Origin of the sequence: Mesorhizobium kowhaii (assembly GCF_042431665.1) — a bacterium.
Classification (GTDB): Bacteria; Pseudomonadota; Alphaproteobacteria; order Rhizobiales; family Rhizobiaceae; genus Mesorhizobium; species Mesorhizobium kowhaii.
Map to the genome: position 1 here is coordinate 21774 of NZ_JBHLYT010000030.1, position 17575 is coordinate 39348.

The 17575-nt window shown below is 64.2% G+C and carries 19 protein-coding genes; 9 read left to right on the plus strand and 10 right to left on the minus strand.

What is annotated here, in order from left to right; translation table 11 throughout:
- Nucleotides 1-87 precede the first annotated feature (87 nt).
- On the plus strand, nucleotides 88-573 hold the full coding sequence (locus ACFFNA_RS17510; protein WP_378920221.1) for a MarR family winged helix-turn-helix transcriptional regulator: 486 nt from the start codon (nucleotides 88-90) through the stop codon (nucleotides 571-573).
- Nucleotides 574-577: 4 nt separating this feature from the next.
- On the opposite strand, the gene ACFFNA_RS17515 is transcribed toward ACFFNA_RS17510, so the two are convergent.
- From ACFFNA_RS17515 to ACFFNA_RS17530, 4 genes are read right to left on the minus strand one after another with little or no spacing between them, the layout of a single operon-like run.
- Complete coding sequence (locus tag ACFFNA_RS17515) at nucleotides 578-1003, minus strand: DUF1178 family protein (protein WP_378920223.1); 426 nt, start codon at nucleotides 1001-1003, stop codon at nucleotides 578-580.
- A complete protein-coding gene (locus tag ACFFNA_RS17520) occupies nucleotides 1000-1866 on the minus strand; it encodes a carbon-nitrogen hydrolase family protein (protein ID WP_378920225.1) in 867 nt (288 codons plus the stop codon). Before ACFFNA_RS17520 ends, ACFFNA_RS17515 begins: the two co-directional genes overlap by 4 nt.
- A gap of 2 nt (nucleotides 1867-1868) precedes the next feature.
- On the minus strand, nucleotides 1869-2147 hold the full coding sequence (gene grxC, locus ACFFNA_RS17525; protein ID WP_111548898.1) for a glutaredoxin 3: 279 nt from the start codon (nucleotides 2145-2147) through the stop codon (nucleotides 1869-1871).
- A gap of 27 nt (nucleotides 2148-2174) precedes the next feature.
- A complete protein-coding gene (locus tag ACFFNA_RS17530; protein ID WP_111548970.1) occupies nucleotides 2175-2975 on the minus strand; it encodes a ComF family protein in 801 nt (266 codons plus the stop codon).
- 64 nt (nucleotides 2976-3039) lie between these two features.
- Between ACFFNA_RS17530 and ACFFNA_RS17535 the strand changes: the two genes are divergently transcribed.
- Nucleotides 3040-3915, plus strand: coding sequence for a class I SAM-dependent methyltransferase (locus ACFFNA_RS17535; RefSeq protein ID WP_378920227.1), 876 nt, complete (start codon nucleotides 3040-3042; stop codon nucleotides 3913-3915).
- Between the two features lie 27 nt (nucleotides 3916-3942).
- Here ACFFNA_RS17535 and ACFFNA_RS17540 read toward each other — a convergent pair whose 3' ends face one another.
- The 5 genes from ACFFNA_RS17540 to argJ all read right to left on the minus strand — a co-directional run bounded on the left by ACFFNA_RS17540 (nucleotide 3943) and on the right by argJ (nucleotide 7134).
- On the minus strand, nucleotides 3943-4122 hold the full coding sequence (locus ACFFNA_RS17540) for a Flp family type IVb pilin (RefSeq protein ID WP_111548900.1): 180 nt from the start codon (nucleotides 4120-4122) through the stop codon (nucleotides 3943-3945).
- A gap of 109 nt (nucleotides 4123-4231) precedes the next feature.
- Nucleotides 4232-4549 (minus strand): hypothetical protein, encoded by a 318-nt coding sequence (locus tag ACFFNA_RS17545; protein ID WP_378920229.1) that lies wholly within the window; start codon nucleotides 4547-4549, stop codon nucleotides 4232-4234.
- Nucleotides 4550-4679: 130 nt separating this feature from the next.
- Nucleotides 4680-5102, minus strand: coding sequence for a (deoxy)nucleoside triphosphate pyrophosphohydrolase (locus ACFFNA_RS17550; protein ID WP_378920231.1), 423 nt, complete (start codon nucleotides 5100-5102; stop codon nucleotides 4680-4682).
- Between the two features lie 8 nt (nucleotides 5103-5110).
- On the minus strand, nucleotides 5111-5863 hold the full coding sequence (locus ACFFNA_RS17555) for a GNAT family N-acetyltransferase (protein ID WP_378920596.1): 753 nt from the start codon (nucleotides 5861-5863) through the stop codon (nucleotides 5111-5113).
- A gap of 29 nt (nucleotides 5864-5892) precedes the next feature.
- A complete protein-coding gene (gene argJ, locus ACFFNA_RS17560) occupies nucleotides 5893-7134 on the minus strand; it encodes a bifunctional glutamate N-acetyltransferase/amino-acid acetyltransferase ArgJ (protein WP_378920233.1) in 1242 nt (413 codons plus the stop codon).
- Between the two features lie 165 nt (nucleotides 7135-7299).
- Between argJ and ACFFNA_RS17565 the strand changes: the two genes are divergently transcribed.
- On the plus strand, nucleotides 7300-8529 hold the full coding sequence (locus ACFFNA_RS17565; protein ID WP_378920235.1) for a caspase family protein: 1230 nt from the start codon (nucleotides 7300-7302) through the stop codon (nucleotides 8527-8529).
- A gap of 114 nt (nucleotides 8530-8643) precedes the next feature.
- On the plus strand, nucleotides 8644-9243 hold the full coding sequence (locus ACFFNA_RS17570; protein ID WP_378920237.1) for a TetR/AcrR family transcriptional regulator: 600 nt from the start codon (nucleotides 8644-8646) through the stop codon (nucleotides 9241-9243).
- A gap of 79 nt (nucleotides 9244-9322) precedes the next feature.
- Here the strand turns inward: ACFFNA_RS17570 and ACFFNA_RS17575 are convergent, their stop codons facing one another.
- Nucleotides 9323-10237, minus strand: coding sequence for a peptidylprolyl isomerase (locus tag ACFFNA_RS17575; protein ID WP_378920239.1), 915 nt, complete (start codon nucleotides 10235-10237; stop codon nucleotides 9323-9325).
- 249 nt (nucleotides 10238-10486) lie between these two features.
- On the opposite strand from ACFFNA_RS17575, the gene secA reads away from it, so the two are divergent.
- The 5 genes from secA to ACFFNA_RS17600 all read left to right on the plus strand — a co-directional run bounded on the left by secA (nucleotide 10487) and on the right by ACFFNA_RS17600 (nucleotide 17484).
- Nucleotides 10487-13219, plus strand: a complete 2733-nt coding sequence (gene secA, locus ACFFNA_RS17580) for a preprotein translocase subunit SecA (protein ID WP_378920241.1) — start codon at nucleotides 10487-10489, stop codon at nucleotides 13217-13219.
- Nucleotides 13220-13623: 404 nt separating this feature from the next.
- Nucleotides 13624-15024 carry an oligosaccharide flippase family protein gene (locus tag ACFFNA_RS17585; RefSeq protein ID WP_378920243.1) on the plus strand — a complete coding sequence of 467 codons (1401 nt, stop codon included), beginning with the start codon at nucleotides 13624-13626 and terminating at the stop codon, nucleotides 15022-15024.
- Nucleotides 15024-16304 carry a GNAT family N-acetyltransferase gene (locus ACFFNA_RS17590; protein ID WP_378920245.1) on the plus strand — a complete coding sequence of 427 codons (1281 nt, stop codon included), beginning with the start codon at nucleotides 15024-15026 and terminating at the stop codon, nucleotides 16302-16304. Before ACFFNA_RS17585 ends, ACFFNA_RS17590 begins: the two co-directional genes overlap by 1 nt.
- A 400-nt stretch (nucleotides 16305-16704) precedes the next feature.
- Nucleotides 16705-16950, plus strand: coding sequence for a DUF982 domain-containing protein (locus ACFFNA_RS17595; protein ID WP_378920247.1), 246 nt, complete (start codon nucleotides 16705-16707; stop codon nucleotides 16948-16950).
- 270 nt (nucleotides 16951-17220) lie between these two features.
- Nucleotides 17221-17484 (plus strand): hypothetical protein, encoded by a 264-nt coding sequence (locus ACFFNA_RS17600; RefSeq protein ID WP_378920249.1) that lies wholly within the window; start codon nucleotides 17221-17223, stop codon nucleotides 17482-17484.
- Nucleotides 17485-17575: the final 91 nt, after the last annotated feature.

The window sequence follows — 17575 nt, forward strand, 5'->3', positions numbered from 1 at the left end:
GTCGTGCGCGGCCCCTTGGCCAGCATTGCATCTTGGGGTAAGATAATGGAAATATTCTTAATGTCAAGATACATGATGGTGAGACAGTTGGATAGGGCTGCAAGAGCGATCGAGCAATGGAAACGGGAGCGGCCGGATCTGGATGTCTCGCCGATGGCCGTGCTTGGGCGGTTGAACGAGGCCGCCTCGCTGATCGCCCGCGAGCGCCTCGCTCCGCTCTTTGCCCGCTTCGGGCTGCAGTCCGGGGAATTCGACGTGCTGGCGACGCTGCGCCGCTCGGGATCACCCTACGCGCTGACGCCGACCGCTCTCTACGAAGCGACAATGGTGACATCGGGCGCCATGACAAACCGGCTCGACCGGCTCGAAACGTCCGGATTGATCCTGCGCGGGCCGCACCCCAACGATCGGCGAGGCATTGTCGTGCGGCTGACCGAAAAGGGTCTCGCGCTGATCGACGAGGCGGTTAGCGCCCACGTTGCCAACGAGCACGAGATCCTCGCGGGCCTGACGCCGGCGGAACGGGAAACGCTGTCTCGACTGCTTGAGAAATTGATCGGTAGCGTGAGCTAACCAGTCAGTTGCGGTCGTCCGGAAACACCGGGATCGGTATGAACTCGACGCCGTCCTCCGCCAGGCTCTTGGCCTCGTCCAGCGTCGCCTCGCCATAGATCCCGCGCGCATCGCTTTCGCCGAAATGGATCTTGCGGGCTTCCTCGGCAAACTTGTCGCCGACATAGTCGGCATTCTCGCGCACTTTCTCGGCCATCGCCTTGAGCTGCGCCAGGGCCTGCTTCTGCGCCTCGCCCATGGCGAGCGCTATCGTTTCCTGCTTGCGCGCCGTGGAGACGGCGGGCGCCATCAGGGCTTTCTGCACCTTGTGCGAGCCACAGGTCGGGCAATCGACAAAGCCGCGCTTCTTCTGGATGTCGAAATCGTCGTTGCTACGAAACCAGCCCTCGAATTCGTGCTCATGCTCGCAAATCAGGGTAAAGCGGATCAAGAGGCAGCACCCCTGAGACGCGGCGCCTCGGACGAACCTGCATTGACCGCGAAATCCCGCGCATTTTTGAGATTGGGAATCTTCTTGCGCGCCGCCGCCGACTGCGCCGGATCGATCTCGACAACGATCACCGCCGGCTCGTCATGCGCGGCTTCCGCGATGATGCGGCCCCAGGGGTCGACGATCAGCGAATGGCCATAGGTCTCGCGGCCGTCCTCATGCAGGCCGCCTTGCGCCGCGGCAACGACATAGGCGCCGTTCTCGATGGCGCGTGCCCTCAGCAGCACGTGCCAGTGCGCCTCACCCGTCTGACGGGTGAAGGCGGCGGGCACGGAAAGCAGGTCGGCACCGGCCAGCGCCTCGGCGCGGAACAATTGCGGAAACCGCAAATCATAGCAAACGGCGAAACCCAGTTTCGCGCCCGCGATCTCGGTGACGACAGCCTCGGTACCCGGTTCGTAGGCGGCGGATTCGCGCCAGCTCTCGCCATTGTCGAGATCGACGTCGAACATGTGGATCTTGTCGTAGGTGGCAAGCGTGGCGCCGTCCGGGCCGAACAGCAGCGCCCGGTTGGCGAGCTTGCCGTCGGCGCGCAGGATGGCGGTCGAGCCTATATGCAGGAAGACACCGAGTTCGCTCGCCAGTCTGCGCGCGGTCGCGACGACGATGTCCTTGTCCTCGGAGGTGAAGGAGGCGGCGCGCGCTTCCTTGTCGCGGATCAGCGCCCCGGTCATTTCCGGCGTCTGGATGTAGGTCGCACCTTGGGCTGCGGCTTCCCGCACCAGCCGTTCGAGATCGACCGCGTTGCGTTCGGGACTTTCGCCTGAACGCATCTGGATCGCAGCGGCCTTGAAAACACCCATCGTCATATCCCTCGAATCGTCGCGCCGTTGGCGAGCAGTTTGTCCAGCCGGCCTTCGGCCTCCAGTTCGTGCAGGTCATCGCAGCCGCCGACATGCGTATCGCCGATGAAAATCTGCGGAAAGGTCGAGCGGCCTTGGGCGCGGGAAATCATCTCCTGGCGCAGTTCGGGCGAGAAGGAGGCGTCGTGCTCGGTAAAGGCGACGCCCTTGCGCTCGAGCAGCCGCTTGGCTGCCGTGCAATAGCCGCACATCATGCGGGTGTAGATGGTGACATCGACCATGACGAATTTCCGCTGTTCGTTGCCTACTTATATAGTCGCGGACTCGTCCGCCCGAAAGTCCCCCGGCAACACACGCGCAAAGGTCAGCACGTCGACGGCGCCGGCGCCACCTCTTTTCAGCGCCTTGGTTGCGGCACGAACGGTGGCGCCTGTGGTGTAGACGTCATCGATCAACAGCACCCTGCGGCCGGCAATCTCGATTTCCGCCTCGGCGGGCACCCGAAAGGCGGCCCGCACATTCTCCTCGCGTTCCTGCCTCTCCAGCCCAACCTGCTGGCGGGTGAGTTTTACGCGCCGCACCGCCGAGGGTGCGAAGGGCAATTGGCTGAGCACGGAGACCGCCCTGGCCAGTTCCGCCGACTGGTTGAAGCGACGCTTGAAAAAGCGCCGCCAGTGCAGCGGCACCGGCACCACCACATCCGCCTCGGCGATGAGATCGGCGCCGGCGCGCACCATCCAGCGCGCCATCCATGGCGCAAGATCCGTGCGATCCTGGTATTTCAGCCCTTGCACCATCTGGCGGGCGACGCCGGAATAAGCAACGGCGGCCCGCGCCCGCTCGAAGGGCGGCGGATCGGCGATCGCCTCGGCGGATAGAAAGCCCTCGCCCATATGGTGGGTGAACGGCGTGCCCATCACCGGGCACCATGGCCGTTCCAAGAGCCGCAGCTTCGGCCAGCAGGCGCCACACAGAACGCCGGGCTGCGAGACATGCCGGCGGCAACCGGCGCAGACCGGCGGAAACAAAATGCGCGCCGGCCAGCCGAAGGCCGATCGGGCCAGGCTCTTGATCTCGATGGGCTTGATCTTGGGCATCGGATCGGCCACGTGGTTGGTCCTGCGCGCCACTATATGAACTATGTCAGAGCGTGGACAATCAAGGATTTGCCGGTTGCAGCCGATAATGGATATTTCTCTCTGGCTGGCGCACAAGCGGCGCGCGCTTGCCCATCCGGTTGACGGCGCGGATTTCCTCATGCGCCGCACGGCCGAAGATCTTGCCGATCGGCTGGCTGCCGTCGAGCGCCGGTTCGGCAAGGCAGCGGTGCTGTTTTGCCAGACGCCGGCGGCAGCCGAAACGCTTGCCGAGAGCGGCAAGGTCGCGGACATTGTCCGCGTCGAGGCGGACACGGCGTTCCTGACTGGCGGCGGCGCCGGCTTGATCGCACCGCTCGAAACCGTGCCGTTCGAACCGGAAAGCCTCGATCTGGCGGTCTCCCTTCTGTCGCTGCAGGCGATGAACGATGTCCCGGGCATGCTGATCCAGATCCGCCGCGCGCTGCGGCCGGACGGGCTTTTCCTCGGCGCCTTTGCCGGCGCCGGCACGCTTTTCGAGTTGCGCGAAAGCCTGCTTGCGGCCGAGACCGAGCTTTACGGCGGCGCCAGCCCGCGTATCATCCCGTTCACCGATGTGCGCGATGCCGGCGCGCTACTGCAGCGCGCCGGTCTCGCTCTGCCGGTCGCCGACGTCGAGACGGTGACGGTGCGCTATGCCAGCCTGTTCGGCCTGATGGCGGATCTGCGGGCCATGGGCGAAACCAGCGCGCTCACCGATCGCAGCCGCCGCCCCGGGGCACGCAAGCTGTTTGCCCGCGCGGCTGAAATCTACGCCGAGCGGTTTTCCGACCTCGACGGCCGCGTAAGGGCAAGTTTCTCGATTGTCTGGATGTCCGGCTGGGCGCCCGACGCCTCGCAGCAAAAACCGCTGAAGCCGGGTTCGGCCAAGGTCTCGCTGAAGACGATACTGGAGGCTCCCGACGGGCAATGATCCGGTCCGTGGACACGGACAGCCAGGTCAGGGTGCGAAGGCGTTCGCAAGCCTGCTGCTGTTGTCGCTGAACAGCCAGGTGATCGAGTTGGAGACCTGACCTATGCCGCCGACAATCGCCAGCGACAGCACGGCGATGATAAGGCCATATTCGATGGCCGTGGCGCCGTTCTCGTCCTTCAGAAATCCCAGCAGCACTGCTTTCATGACCTCAACCCCTCTCGCCAGGACCTTACCGCCGATCTGTTAAGAAAGGTTAACGGCAAAGGCTTAACAGGCGGTGAAACCGCCGCCTTGCCGAAATCTCTTAACCATGTCAGCAGTCGCCGCTGCTTCTGCCATTGGACCTGATGATGCAGACCGAACTGGGTTGCGGCTGCAGCACGCTGCGGCGCACCGTATAGGTTTCGCGATGGCTGACCGAGCCGGTGGCCGTCATGTCGAGCCCGACGGCAAGATCATCGCGGGCCGACAGCGAGCGCGTCTGGCTGTCGAGGAAAGGTGCCGCGATCAGCGCCAGCGCCACCGCGGCCGAACCGAACAGAAGCGTGATGCGCAATATGCCCATGCCCGCGTCGGCGGCGCGAAAGCCGCGCTCGGGCCGGATCGAGTCCCAATCCCTGTCTAGGCTCATTCTATCGCTCCCCAGCGAATCGGCGGAACGGCCGCGAAACGACCTTTGCTTCAATTTTTCACGGCGAGATAAATCTTCCATTAACGCTGGCTGATACGACGCCTCGACCGGCAAGCCGGGCGGGCGCCCCTCAAAGAAGATCGATGAGGAACGGGATCAGCGGCGCATCGGCCGGCGGCATCGGATAGTCGCGCATCTGCTTTGGCCGCACCCATTTCAGCGCCTGCCCTTCCCTGGGCTGGGCGATGCCGCGGAAGCGGCGGCAGATGAACAGCGGCATCAGCAGGTGGAAATCGTCGTAGGAATGACTGGCGAAAGTGAGCGGCGCCAGGCAGGGGATGTCGGTCTCGATGCCGATTTCCTCGTGCAGTTCACGAATGATGCACTGTTCGGGCGTCTCGCCGGGCTCGACCTTGCCACCGGGAAATTCCCACAGGCCGGCAAGTTGCTTGCCCTCGGGCCGCTGTGCCAGCAGCACCCGGCCATCGGCATCGACCAGCGCGCAGGCGGCGACCAGGAGCAGGCGCTTGCCGGCGATCGTTACATCATTCATGCCCAATTTCACCCATGAACAGGCGGCCGGCGATAGTGATAGCGATAGACCTCGTCGAAGCCGAGCGAACGATAGAGCGCCAGCGCCGGCAAATTGCCGGCCTCGACCTGCAGCCAGGCTTCGCGGGCGCCACGCAGCCGCGCCCATTTCAGCGCCGACAGGATCAGGTTGCGGCCGTGGCCCTTGTTGCGCGCCGACTTGTCGGTGGCGATCTCGAACAGGCCGGCGAGATCGCCGTCATGCACGCAGATCAGCGTCGCCAGCGGGTCGGCTCCATCTTCGAGCGCGAACAGCCCGGCCTCGGGCTGGATGGCGCCGATGATCTCCGACAGGCCGGGTCGCAACGAAACGTCCGAACCGCTGACCTTGAGCGACGCGCCGATGAAGCGACTGATATCCTTCAGCGGGATCTGGTCCATGGCGGCATCGAGTTGCGCGTCGGCCAGCGGCAGCCGCATCACCAGCGATTCGTCGAAACGGCTCCAGCCCTCGCGGTCGAGATGACTGGCGAGATCGGGACCCGACAGCGGTGACATGCGGAACGTCAGCGGCCTGCCATAGGCGTCGAAACGGCGGCTGGCACGGCCGATGCGGTCGGCAATATGCTGGATGTCGCCGGGATCGAGCGGATTGACCGAATTCAGCCGCTTGGCCGGATGGCCGGCGGTCAACCGCACCACCCAGGTGCCGTCATAATGGACGGCCGCTGCCGGCCAGGCGCGGAAGCCGGCCGCCTCGTAGCGGCGCACGATCGCGAGCATGCTTGCCGGATGCCTGGAAGCCAAAGCCATCAGCTCCGATAATCGCCATTGATGGCGACATATTCCTTGGTGAGATCGCAGGTCCACACCGTCGCCTTGCCGCGACCGATGCCGATATCGGCACGGATGCGGATATCGTCGCGCCTCATGTAGGCCGAGGTCGCTTCCTCGGAATAGCCGGGATCGCGCTCGCCCTCATGCGCCAGCCGGTTTTCGCCGAACCAGATCGACAACCGGTCGCGGTCAGCGGGCTCGCCAGCCTTGCCGACGGCCATGACGACACGCCCCCAATTGGCGTCCTCGCCGGCGACCGCGGTCTTGACCAGCGGCGAATTGGCGATCGACAGCGCGATGCGCTTGGCCGACCGCGCCGACTTGGCGCCGGTGACGGTGACTTCGACCTGCTTGCGGGCGCCCTCGCCGTCGCGCACCACTTGCAGCGCCAGCGATTTCAGCACCTTGCCGAGCGCCCGGCGGAACGCGCCAAGGCGGGCATCCTTCGGGTCCGTTATATCAGGCGCGCCACGGCTGGCGGCCTTGCCGGTGGCAAAGAACAGCAGCGTGTCGCTGGTCGAAGTGTCGCTGTCGACGGTGACCGCGTTGAAGGTCTTGGCCGTGCCGCGCGACAACAGGTCCTGCAACACGGGTGCGGCGATCGGCGCGTCGGTGGCGATGAAGGACAGCATCGTTGCCATGTCGGGCGCGATCATCCCGGCGCCCTTGGAGATGCCGTTGATGGTGACATCGGTGTCGCCGAGCTTGACGGTTGCGGTCGCCACTTTCGGATAGGTATCCGTGGTCATGATCGCCTTTGCCGCTTCGGTCCACAAACCAGGCTTGCCGTTGCTGACCAGTCCCGCCAGCAAATGGCTGAACTTGCTGGTGTCGAGCGGCTCGCCGATGACGCCGGTCGAGGCCAGGAAAACCTCGCTCGCCTTGCAGCCGGCGGCCTTCGCCGCGGCTTCGCCCGTCAGTGCAGTGGACTCGCGGCCCTTCTTGCCGGTGAAGGCGTTGGCGTTCCCGGAATTGACGACCAGCACCCGCGCCTTGCCGGCGCCGAGATTCTGCCGGCAGAAATCGACCGGCGCCGAGGGGCATTTCGATTTCGTGAACACACCGGCGACCGCGGTGCCTTCATCGAACACCATGGTCAGCAGGTCGGTGCGGTTCTTGTACTTTATCCCCGCCTCGGCGGTGGCGATGCGCACCCCCTCAATGGCCGGCATCTTGGGGTATTTCTTCGGCGCAAGCGGCGAAATCGTCGTGGACATGGGGACCTCGGGCGGGAAAATCGCAAGGGAAGGCCGGTTTGCCCGATACGACGCGCGGGCGCAAGGGCGTTTCGCTTGTCGCCAGGGGCGGAAACCCAATCGGGATTAAGCCTGCATTTCAAATCTGTTGGCGTCGCCGGGGCCGATGACGTTATGATCTTCCGCATGGGCAGGCTTGCGATCCTCGCATGGGCATTTCTGGGACTTTTGCTGCTGAGCGTCGATGCACAGCCGCAACGGCGCGTGGCGCTGGTCATTGGCAACGGCACCTATGCCGAAGCCGGTACGCTGGCCAATCCGGTCAACGACGCGCTCGACATCGCCGACAAGCTGCGCTCCATCGGCTTCGAGGTCATCGAAGGCAATGATCTCGGCAAGCGTGAGCTCGAACGCAGCATCGGCGAGTTCTCCGACGCGCTCGAAGGCGCCGGCGTCGGGCTTTTCTACTATGCCGGCCACGGCCTGCAGGTCGAGGGGCGCAATTACATCGTGCCGGTCGACGCCAGGCTCGACATGCCGGTCAAGCTGCAACTCGAGGCCGTGCCGATCGACGAAGTCCTCGACATCATGGAACAGCAGACCAAGGTCAGCCTGGTGTTTCTCGATGCCTGCCGCAACAACCCGTTTGCCCGCAGCCTGAGCCGCACAGCCACCACCCGCTCGGCAACAGCGCTGGCCGGGCTGGCGCAGTTCGATTCGACGCGCGGCTCGTTCATTGCCTTCTCGACCGCGCCAGGTGCGGTCGCCATGGACGGAAGCGGGCGCAACTCGCCCTTCGCCGAAGCATTGCTGCGGCACATCGCCGAGCCCGGCCAGAGCATCAACGACATGATGATCGCGGTGCGCCGAGATGTGGTGTCGCAAACGCGCGAGGCGCAACGCCCCTGGGAGCAAGGCTCGCTGCTCGAGCGCTTCGAATTTGTCTCGGACGGACAACCCGCTCAGCCACCGAAGCCGGCCGCGGCTCCGGCGCCTTCGACTGAAGTTGCCGCGCTTGAACGCTCGGTGGGCGACGACAAGGGCTCGATCGAGAAATTCCTGCGCCGGGACTATCTAACGCCGGACACCAAGGCGATGAGCGAGACCGTCAAGCGGCTCTACGGCCCCTCCGCCACCATTTTCGGCACCCGCTACGACGCCGACGCCATCGTCAAGGTGAAGACCGACTGGTTCGCGCAGTGGGCCTCCTGGTCGCTCGGCCTGGAGCCCGGCAGCCTGGAGGTCACCCCGCACGGCGAGGACCGCGCCGAGGCGGTCTTCGCGATGCGCTATGATTATCTGCCGAAGGACAAGTCGGCGGTGCGCCTGACCGGCAAGGCGCGGGTGACGCTTGGCCTGGCCAAGGCCGACGGCGGCTGGCGCATCGAGTCCGAGACATCGCAAGCGATGCAATAGACACCGGCCGGCGCCGCCATCATCACCGGCTTTCAGAAGCCTGAAAACGGGCCGTTTCGTTTGATCGCCGGGTCACGTATATTGCCGGCGAAGTTGTTGACGAGGACGACAGGAATGGCCGCAGACGCCGATCCGGCGCGCAAATCGATCGGCGCTCGGCGCAATCCCGACAGCGCCGACGCCATTCTCGAAGCCGCCGAGGCAGTGCTGGTCGAGGCCGGCTATGCCGGTTTCTCGATCGAGGCGGTGGCGCGGCGGGCTCGTGCCGGAAAACCCACCATCTATCGCTGGTGGCCGAGCAAGGCCGCATTGCTGCTTGAGGTCTACCAGCGCCAGAAACGCGTCGATGTTCCCGATACCGGCCGGCTGGAGGAGGATCTCGTCGGCTTCCTGAAAAACCTGTTCGCCCACTGGCGCGAGACATCGTCTGGCAGCGTGTTCCGGTCGCTGATCGCCGAGGCGCAGTCGGATGATACGGCGTCCGCGGCACTTGCCGGCTATGCGCTCGGCCGACGCTCGCATACCGGCCAGATACTCGAACGCGCCAAGGCAAGGGGCGAAATCGGCGTCGACATCGATTCAGCGCTGGTCGCCGACCTGATCGCCTCTTTCGCCTGGAGGCATCTGTTGACCAACCGGCTCGACGAAGATGAAGCGACCATACGCAAGACGGTCAACTACGTGATGCGAGGCATAGCCGCACCCGGAAAGTAAAAAAGCGGCCGGCGCCGGCTGACAAAAAAGGGCGCGGCAACCCTTGGCTGCCGCGCCCTCTTCAAAAATTCCTTCAGGCTTACTTGGCGCTTTCCAGCGTCTCGACCGCCTTCTTCAGGTTCGCATCGGGGATCTCGACCTTGGCGCCGCCGCGCAGCGACTTGACCAGCGCAAAATACTTGTCGCGGATGACCGCCTGCTTGGCCTGGTCCTTGACGTCGTCGAACGCCGGCGGCTGCTTGGTGCGCTTGTCCTCGAGCTTGATGACATGCCAGCCGAACTGCGACTGCACCGGCTGCTCGGTGTATTTGCCGACCTCGAGCGCGAAGGCTGCCTTGTCGAACTCCGGCACCATCTGGCCAGGTCCGAACCAGCCGAGATCGCCGCCACTGGTCTTGCCTGAGGGATCGCTGGTGTGCTCGTTGGCGAGCTTCTGGAAGTCGGCGCCGCCGTCGAGCTGCTTGATGATGGCCTCGGCCTCTTCCTTCGTCTTCACGAGGATGTGACGGGCATGCACCTCGTTGGTGGGCGGCGTGTTGGCGATCTCCTGGTCATAGCGGGCGCGAACCTCGGCATCGGTGACCTTGTCGACGACGCCCTTCTCGACCATCTCGCCATGCAGCGCGCGCTGCTGCAGGAAGGCCATGCGGCGCTGGAAGTCGGGATCCTTGTCGAGGCCGGTGGTGACCGCCTGGGCGGCCATGACGCGGATTTCGATGGCCGCCGAAAGGGCCGCGGCGCGGCGCTGCTCGGCCGGCAGCTGCGCGAACTGCTGCGACAGCTCGCCTTCGGCAAGCACGAGGTCGGCTTCGGTCAAGGGCTGGCCGTTGATCGTGGCGACCACGGTGTTCGGATCGACCGGTGCCGCGGCAGGTGCTGCTGCATCCGCCGGAGCGGGAGCGGTCTGCGCCATCAGCGGCGACAGCGAAAGGGCCGACAAGCCGAAGGCCAGACCAAGGCTGGCGAGCGACGCGCGGCGGAACAACAAGGACATAAGATGACTCCGGTAAGGGATTATGAGGGCGGGAAGGTTTCCAGATCAGCCGGATTGTGGCGGAATTTGGCGCGACCGGCAGGGCCAGCGCGGCGTTGACATCAGTTGAGCCCCCTCTTATCTGTCCAACGACTTTGCGTCCAGAACCGTTTTCCGGGCGCTTTTTGTGTTTGTCCGCGTTCACGTGGATTTGATGGGGCCGGCCGGCGCCCATCTCAAGATTGAGAATTCTATCGAAAGGACCATTGGATGGTCAGTCTCGGCGGTCTCGCCCGTAAGGTTTTCGGTTCCTCCAACGACCGTCGCGTCAAATCGACCCGGCCCCGTGTCGAGGCGATCAACGCCATGGAAAACGAGATGAGGGCGCTCTCCGACGAAGAGTTGGTCGCCCGCACCGCGAAATTCCGCCAGGACATCGCCAACGGCGCCACGCTCGATGACCTTTTGGTGCCCGCCTTTGCCACCGCCCGCGAGGCGGCGCGCCGCGTGCTCGGCATGCGCCCCTTCGACGTCCAGCTGATCGGCGGCATGGTGCTGCACAATGGCGGCATTGCCGAGATGCGCACCGGCGAAGGCAAGACCCTGGTCGCGACGCTGCCGGTCTACCTCAACGCGCTCGCCGGCAACGGCGTCCACGTCGTCACCGTCAACGACTATCTCGCCACCCGCGACTCCGAATGGATGGGCCGCGTCTACAAGTTCCTCGGCCTCTCGGTCGGCGTCATCGTCCACGGCCTGTCCGACGAGGAGCGCCGCGTCGCCTACGCCGCCGACGTCACCTACGCCACCAACAACGAGCTCGGCTTCGACTATCTGCGCGACAACATGAAGTACGAGCGCGCCCAGATGGTGCAGCGCGGTCACAATTACGCGATCGTCGACGAAGTCGATTCCATCCTGGTCGACGAGGCGCGCACGCCGCTGATCATTTCCGGTCCGCTCGAGGACCGCTCGGAAATGTACAACACCATCGACACCTTCATCATCCAGCTGCAGCCGCAGGATTATGAGATCGACGAGAAGCAGAAGACCTCGATCTTCACCGAGGAAGGCACCGAGAAGCTGGAGAACCTGCTGCGCGACGCCGGCCTGCTCAAGGGCGAGTCGCTCTACGACGTCGAGAACGTCGCCATCGTCCACCATGTCAACAATGCGCTGAAGGCGCACCGGCTGTTCCAGAAGGACAAGGACTATATCGTCCGCAACGACGAGATCGTCATCATCGACGAGTTCACCGGCCGCATGATGCCGGGCCGCCGCTATTCGGAAGGCCTGCACCAGGCACTCGAAGCCAAGGAGCATGTGGCGATCCAGCCGGAGAACCAGACGCTCGCCTCCGTCACCTTCCAGAACTATTTCCGCCTCTACAAGAAGCTCGCCGGCATGACCGGCACGGCGCTGACCGAGGCCGAGGAGTTCGGCAACATCTACAATCTCGACGTCACCGAGATCCCGACCAACCTGCCGGTCATCCGCAGGGATGAGGACGACGAGGTCTACCGGACGGTCGAGGAGAAATACAAGGCGATCGTCAAGGAGATCCGAGAGGCCAGCGCCAAGGGCCAGCCGACGCTGGTCGGCACCACCTCCATTGAAAAGTCCGAGCAACTGGCCGAGCGCCTGCGCAAGGAAGGCTTCAAGGATTTCGAGGTGCTGAACGCCCGCCACCACGAGCGCGAGGCGGCGATCGTCGCCCAGGCCGGCAAGCCCGGCGCCATCACCATCGCCACCAACATGGCCGGCCGCGGCACCGACATCCAGCTTGGCGGCAATGCCGAGATGCGCATCGCCGACGAGCTGGGCGACATGCCTGAAGGCGCCGAGCGCGAGGCCAAGGAAAAGGCGATCCGCGACGATATCGCCAGACTGAAGGAAAAGGCGCTGGCCGCCGGCGGCCTCTATGTGCTCGCCACAGAACGCCATGAATCGCGCCGCATCGACAACCAGCTCAGAGGCCGCTCCGGCCGCCAAGGCGACCCCGGCCGCTCGAAATTCTTCCTGTCGCTGCAGGATGATCTGATGCGCATCTTCGGCTCCGAACGCATGGACGGCATGCTGCAGAAGCTCGGCCTCAAGGAAGACGAAGCGATCATCCATCCATGGATCAACAAGGCGCTGGAAAAGGCGCAGAAGAAGGTCGAGGCGCGCAACTTCGACATCCGCAAGAACCTGCTGAAATATGACGACGTCTCCAACGACCAGCGCAAGGTGGTGTTCGAGCAGCGCATCGAACTGATGGACGGCGAAGGCCTCTCGGAAATCATCGGCGAAATGCGCGAGGGCGTCATCGACGAGATCGTCGCCAAGGCCATCCCCGAAAACGCCTATGCCGAGCAGTGGGATGTTGCCGGGCTGAAGGCCGAGGTCGCCGAATTCCTCAATCTCGACCTGCCGGTCGAGGACTGGGCCAAGGAAGAGGGCATCGCCGAGGACGACATCCGTGAGCGCATCACCGAGGCCGCCGACGCCGCCGCCAAGGAACGCTCCGAGCGTTTCGGCCCCGAGGTGATGACCTATGTCGAACGTTCGGTGGTGCTGCAGACGCTCGACCATCTGTGGCGCGAGCACATCGTCAATCTCGACCATCTGCGTTCGGTCGTCGGCTTCCGCGGCTACGCCCAGCGTGATCCGCTGCAGGAGTACAAGGGCGAAGCGTTCGAGCTGTTCCAGGCGATGCTGGGCAATCTGCGCCAGGCCGTCACCGCGCAATTGATGCGCGTCGAACTGGTCCGCCAGGCCGCCGAAGCACCGCCGCCCGAAGCGCCCGACATGTTCGGCACGCATATCGACGGCAGCACTGGCGAGAATGATTTCGACGGCGGCGAGACCGCCCTCCTGGTCCGCCCGGAGACGAACGCGATTGTCGCTCCCGAAAACCGCGACCCGAACAACCAGGCGACCTGGGGCAAGATCGGCCGCAACGAAGCCTGCCCCTGCGGCTCTGGCAAGAAGTACAAACACTGCCACGGCGCGTTCGCGTAAGCGCGATCTTTTCCTTCTCCCCGTCACTATACGGGGAGAAGGTGCCGGCAGGCGGATGAGGGGCGGCGCCGACTTTCGCGACTAGCCGATCCCACCAGATGGCCGGCAGGCCATCGGGGCGCTGTAGCGCGGCGCCTGGCTCGCTCAGGCGGCATCGCCCACGGACATATATGCTCTTCGATCTCGCCCGCGACCTGCATGGCGTCTGCCCGGCATAGCGAATGCGCGCCCCGCGCATCGGCGGCCTTGCCGGCCCTTCGCTATGGCTCTGGGCGTTCGTCGCTCGAAAAGCCAAATCGTTGGCTTTTCGTCCGCTGTGCGGACCGCTCCTCACCCAACCGTTTCTTAATGTGTCTTTGATACACCAAAGCCTGAAAAGAGGCGGAAAACGGAGAGTAATCGGGGTGCGCTTTTCCGCGGCCACGACAGCCGGGCGGTTCTTGCCGCAGCGTTTGGCGCTGCGCATGAGACCGTTGCTAGGCCGCATCGACGCCGTGCTGTTCACCGCCGACGAACGCGGCGAGGCCGGCCGCATGTCGGTCATCGCTTTCTCCATCCGCATCATCAGCGCCGTCATAGCCTTCGTGAGCCAGGTGCTGATGGCCCGCTGGATGGGCTCGTTCGAATACGGCATCTTCGTCCTCGTCTGGGTGACGATGGTCATCGTCGGCAACCTCGCCTGCCTTGGCTTCCACACCTCGGTCATCCGCTTCATTCCCGAATACCGCGAGCGCGGCATGCTGGCCGAATTGCGCGGCATCGTGCTGGCCAGCCGGCTGTTCGTGCTGATCGCCTCCACCATCATCGCCGGGCTCGGCGCGCTCGGCGTCTGGCTGGCTTCGCCGTGGATAGAGAACTACTACGTGATACCGTTCATCCTCGGCGTCATCTGCCTGCCGATGATCGCTATGTCCGACCTGCTGCAAGGGCTGGCGCGCGCCAATTCATGGGCGCTGTTCGCGCTGTCGCCGACCTATCTGATACGGCCGGTGCTGATCCTGCTGTTCATGGCGCTGATGCTGGTCGCCGGCTATGCGCCGGACGCCAAGACCGCCATCTTCGCTTCGATCGCCGCCACCTATGTCACCACGCTCGGTCAACTCATCGGCGTTACCCAACGCATGGACAAGAGAACCCCGGCAGGGCCGATGAAGGTGCATTTCGCGCAATGGTTCATCGTGTCGCTGCCGATCTTCCTGGTCGAAAGCTTCTTCTTCCTGCTCACCAATGCCGATGTCTTGATGGTCGGCGCTTATATGAATCCCAACGACGTCGCCGTCTATTTCGCCACGGTGAAGACGCTGGCGCTGGTGCATTTCGTCTATTTCGCCGTCAAGGCCGGTGTTGCCCAGCGCTATGCGCAGTTCACCCATGGCGAGCCGCAAAAGCTCGTCGCCTTCGCCCGCGAGACGGTGTCGTGGACCTTCTGGCCCTCGCTGCTGATGGCGCTGCTGGTGCTGGCGCTGGGTGAGCCGATGCTGGTGCTGTTCGGCCCGGAATTCAGCAGTGGCTATCCGCTGCTGTTCCTGCTCGTTTTCGGCGTCGTGGCCCGCGCCGCCGTCGGTCCGTGCGAAAGCCTGCTCACGATGAGCGGCAACCAGAACATCTGCGCTGCCGTCTATGCCATGACGCTGGCCTTCAACATCGGCCTCAACGTGATGCTGATCCCGCCTTTCGGCCTGTGGGGCGCGGCGATGGCCACCGCCTTTGCCATGATCTTCGAAGCCTGCGCGCTGTCCTTCACGGTGTGGCGCAAGCTCGGCATCGTCATGCTCATCTTCGTGCCTGCGAAAGGAGCCGCGTGATGGCCGCCATCCCGTTGCTTGAGGAAACCAGCGGCGGCACGGCCGGCGCCATGGTGTCCGGCCTTGCCGGGCTGACCCGCGACGCCGACCCCGCCCATATCGAAATTTTCGCCAACAACCGGCCGGAGCGAAAACTCGCCATCTACCCGGCATCGGCCGGCTTCGACCTGGTCGAGGAACTGGATTATCTCTGCACCCGCACGATCGAGCCGAACGTTTTCTTCAACCCGCGCTTCCTGGCGCCGGCCATGCCCCGGCTGGAGGATCGCGAGGTACGGCTGGCCGTGATCCGCGACGGCGACGAATACCGCAACCGGCTGCGGCTGCTGGTGCCGTTCTCGGTGGAACGGCCGGGGATACCGCTCGGCGTGCCGGTCATGCGCACCTGGTCGAGCCCGTTCGGTCCGCTCGGCACGCCGCTGGTCGATCGGGACGACCCGGTTGGCGTCGTCGAGGACTTCTTCTCGATGCTGTCGCGCCCGCACCTCAAGCTGCCGAAAGTCTTCGTCCTGCCCGACATCCGGCTCGATGGCCCGGTGGCGAGCCTGCTTGCCACCGTGGCCGAGACGCGCGGCCTGATGCTGGTCACCACCGGCCAGACCCAGCGCCCCGCGCTGGACAGCGAAGCCGACGGAGACGAGTATCTGAAGGCCTCGCTGCGCCCGCACCATTATCGCGAGTTCCGGCGCCTGAAGCGGCGCCTCGGCGATCTCGGCAAACTGGAACATGCCGTGGCGCGCGGCCCTGAAGAGATCCGCCATGCCATCGAAAGCTTCCTGTCGCTGGAAGCAGCCGGCTGGAAAGGCCGCGAACGCACCGCCATGGCAATCGACCGCTACCGCGCCGCCTTCGCCCGCGAGGCCGTGCACCGGCTCGCCGAACAGGATATGTGCCGCATCCATTCGCTGACGCTCGACGGCCGCACCATTGCCTGCCTGATCGTCTTCGTCGAAGCCGGCGTCGCCTACACCTGGAAGACGGCCTATGACGAGACGCTGGCCGCCTGTTCGCCGGGCACGCTGCTGATGATCGAGGTGACCAGGCAGCATCTCGACGATCCCAACATCATGATGACCGATTCCTGCGCCATGCCCGACCATCCGGTGATGAGCCGGCTATGGACCGAGCGCAAACCGATGGGCACGCTGGTGATCGGCCTGACGCCGGACGCCGACCGCCTCACCCGCCAGGCCGCCTCGCAGCTGCATCTCTACCGCGAGACCCGCAACATGGCACGCCTGCTGCGCCTCCGGATGAAGAGCTTGCTGGGCCGGCGGTAGTAACTGATGCCAAACCGGAAATTGCGACAACCTGGTCTGTGGGCCGCGCTGCTGATTGGCCTTGCAATCACATTTGGAAATGCCTTCAGGCACACTGAGCTCAAGACGATCGAACCGTCGAAGTGCATTCCAACGGTTGTCGTGTCTGCCTCTGCGAGCCGTCTTGAGCCCAATAAGATCAGTGCCTGAAAATGGGATGCTGTCCCTAGCCGGGGTCTCAAGGCTGGATCGAACTGGCGTCCAGACCGAACAATCTATCAGCAATCACAAGACTTTATGTGCCCCTCGCCCGAGGCCGATAGTCTCAATGTACTTCAACGGGTAATCGCGCGCTGCCGCATATCTGATCGGTTCAGAGAAATCTGTACCAAACATTCCCGACCTCCATTACCATCCCCTCATGTCTCTCCATTGGTTCAACCCTCCGGTCTACGTTAGGACTGATCGACCTGGGCTCCGCTTCGGGGTCAGTCACGCCGAGGGCGCCGCTGAGCAACTCCTCAGGTGGACCAAGCGCGGCCCCAAGTGGAAACAGGCGATTGAGACCTGCATGGCCGCCATTGAAGGAGACGTGCCCTCTCAGGACGCCCGCAAGGCATTCGAGGCGGCGGCCAAGGAAGAGAGCATGTTCCTCCCACCTGCTTAAGCCCCCTGATCGCCCAACCCTCACTCCATGTCAGGCACGTCCCCGCCAACAAAGAGCGTGGTCGGCTCCCCGCCGCAGGTCGCTATGGCCTCGTCGGCGGCAAGCTCCCAGTCGTCCACGGTAAATTGAGTTGCTGCTCCGTTGCCGTTTGGCTCACGCCGCGAACCATTAGGTGACCCTTGTCGGAACCTGCCGGCCATCTTGACCGTTCTGTATCAGCGGGCAACCGGCGAATCCGGGGCGTTCGCCAAGCGAAAAGAGCGAGGAGAAATGGCTGTCATCCTGATCGGTGCATTGCTCACTGTCGCTGGCATTGTCTACATGGCGCTCGCAGTCCTTAGTCGCGGGCGGCTTAGCGATCCGACGCCCTTTCCCGCGCCGCCCGATGGCCCGACGCCAAATCTCGCAGCGCCAGGTCCGACACTTGAGCCGCGCCGTCGCGGGCTCGGTTTCCTCGGTCTGTCGCAAAACTGGCCCGGCCTACTGATGATCGGGATCGGCGTCATGTTGCTGTTGTCGGTGGTCGTCCTATAGGGCTTTAGCTTCAGCGTCCTCGTTGCAGGGCGCGTTCCATGTTTCGTCCTTGCCCAGTACAAGTCGCAACTCTCGTTCAACGACGCCTGCA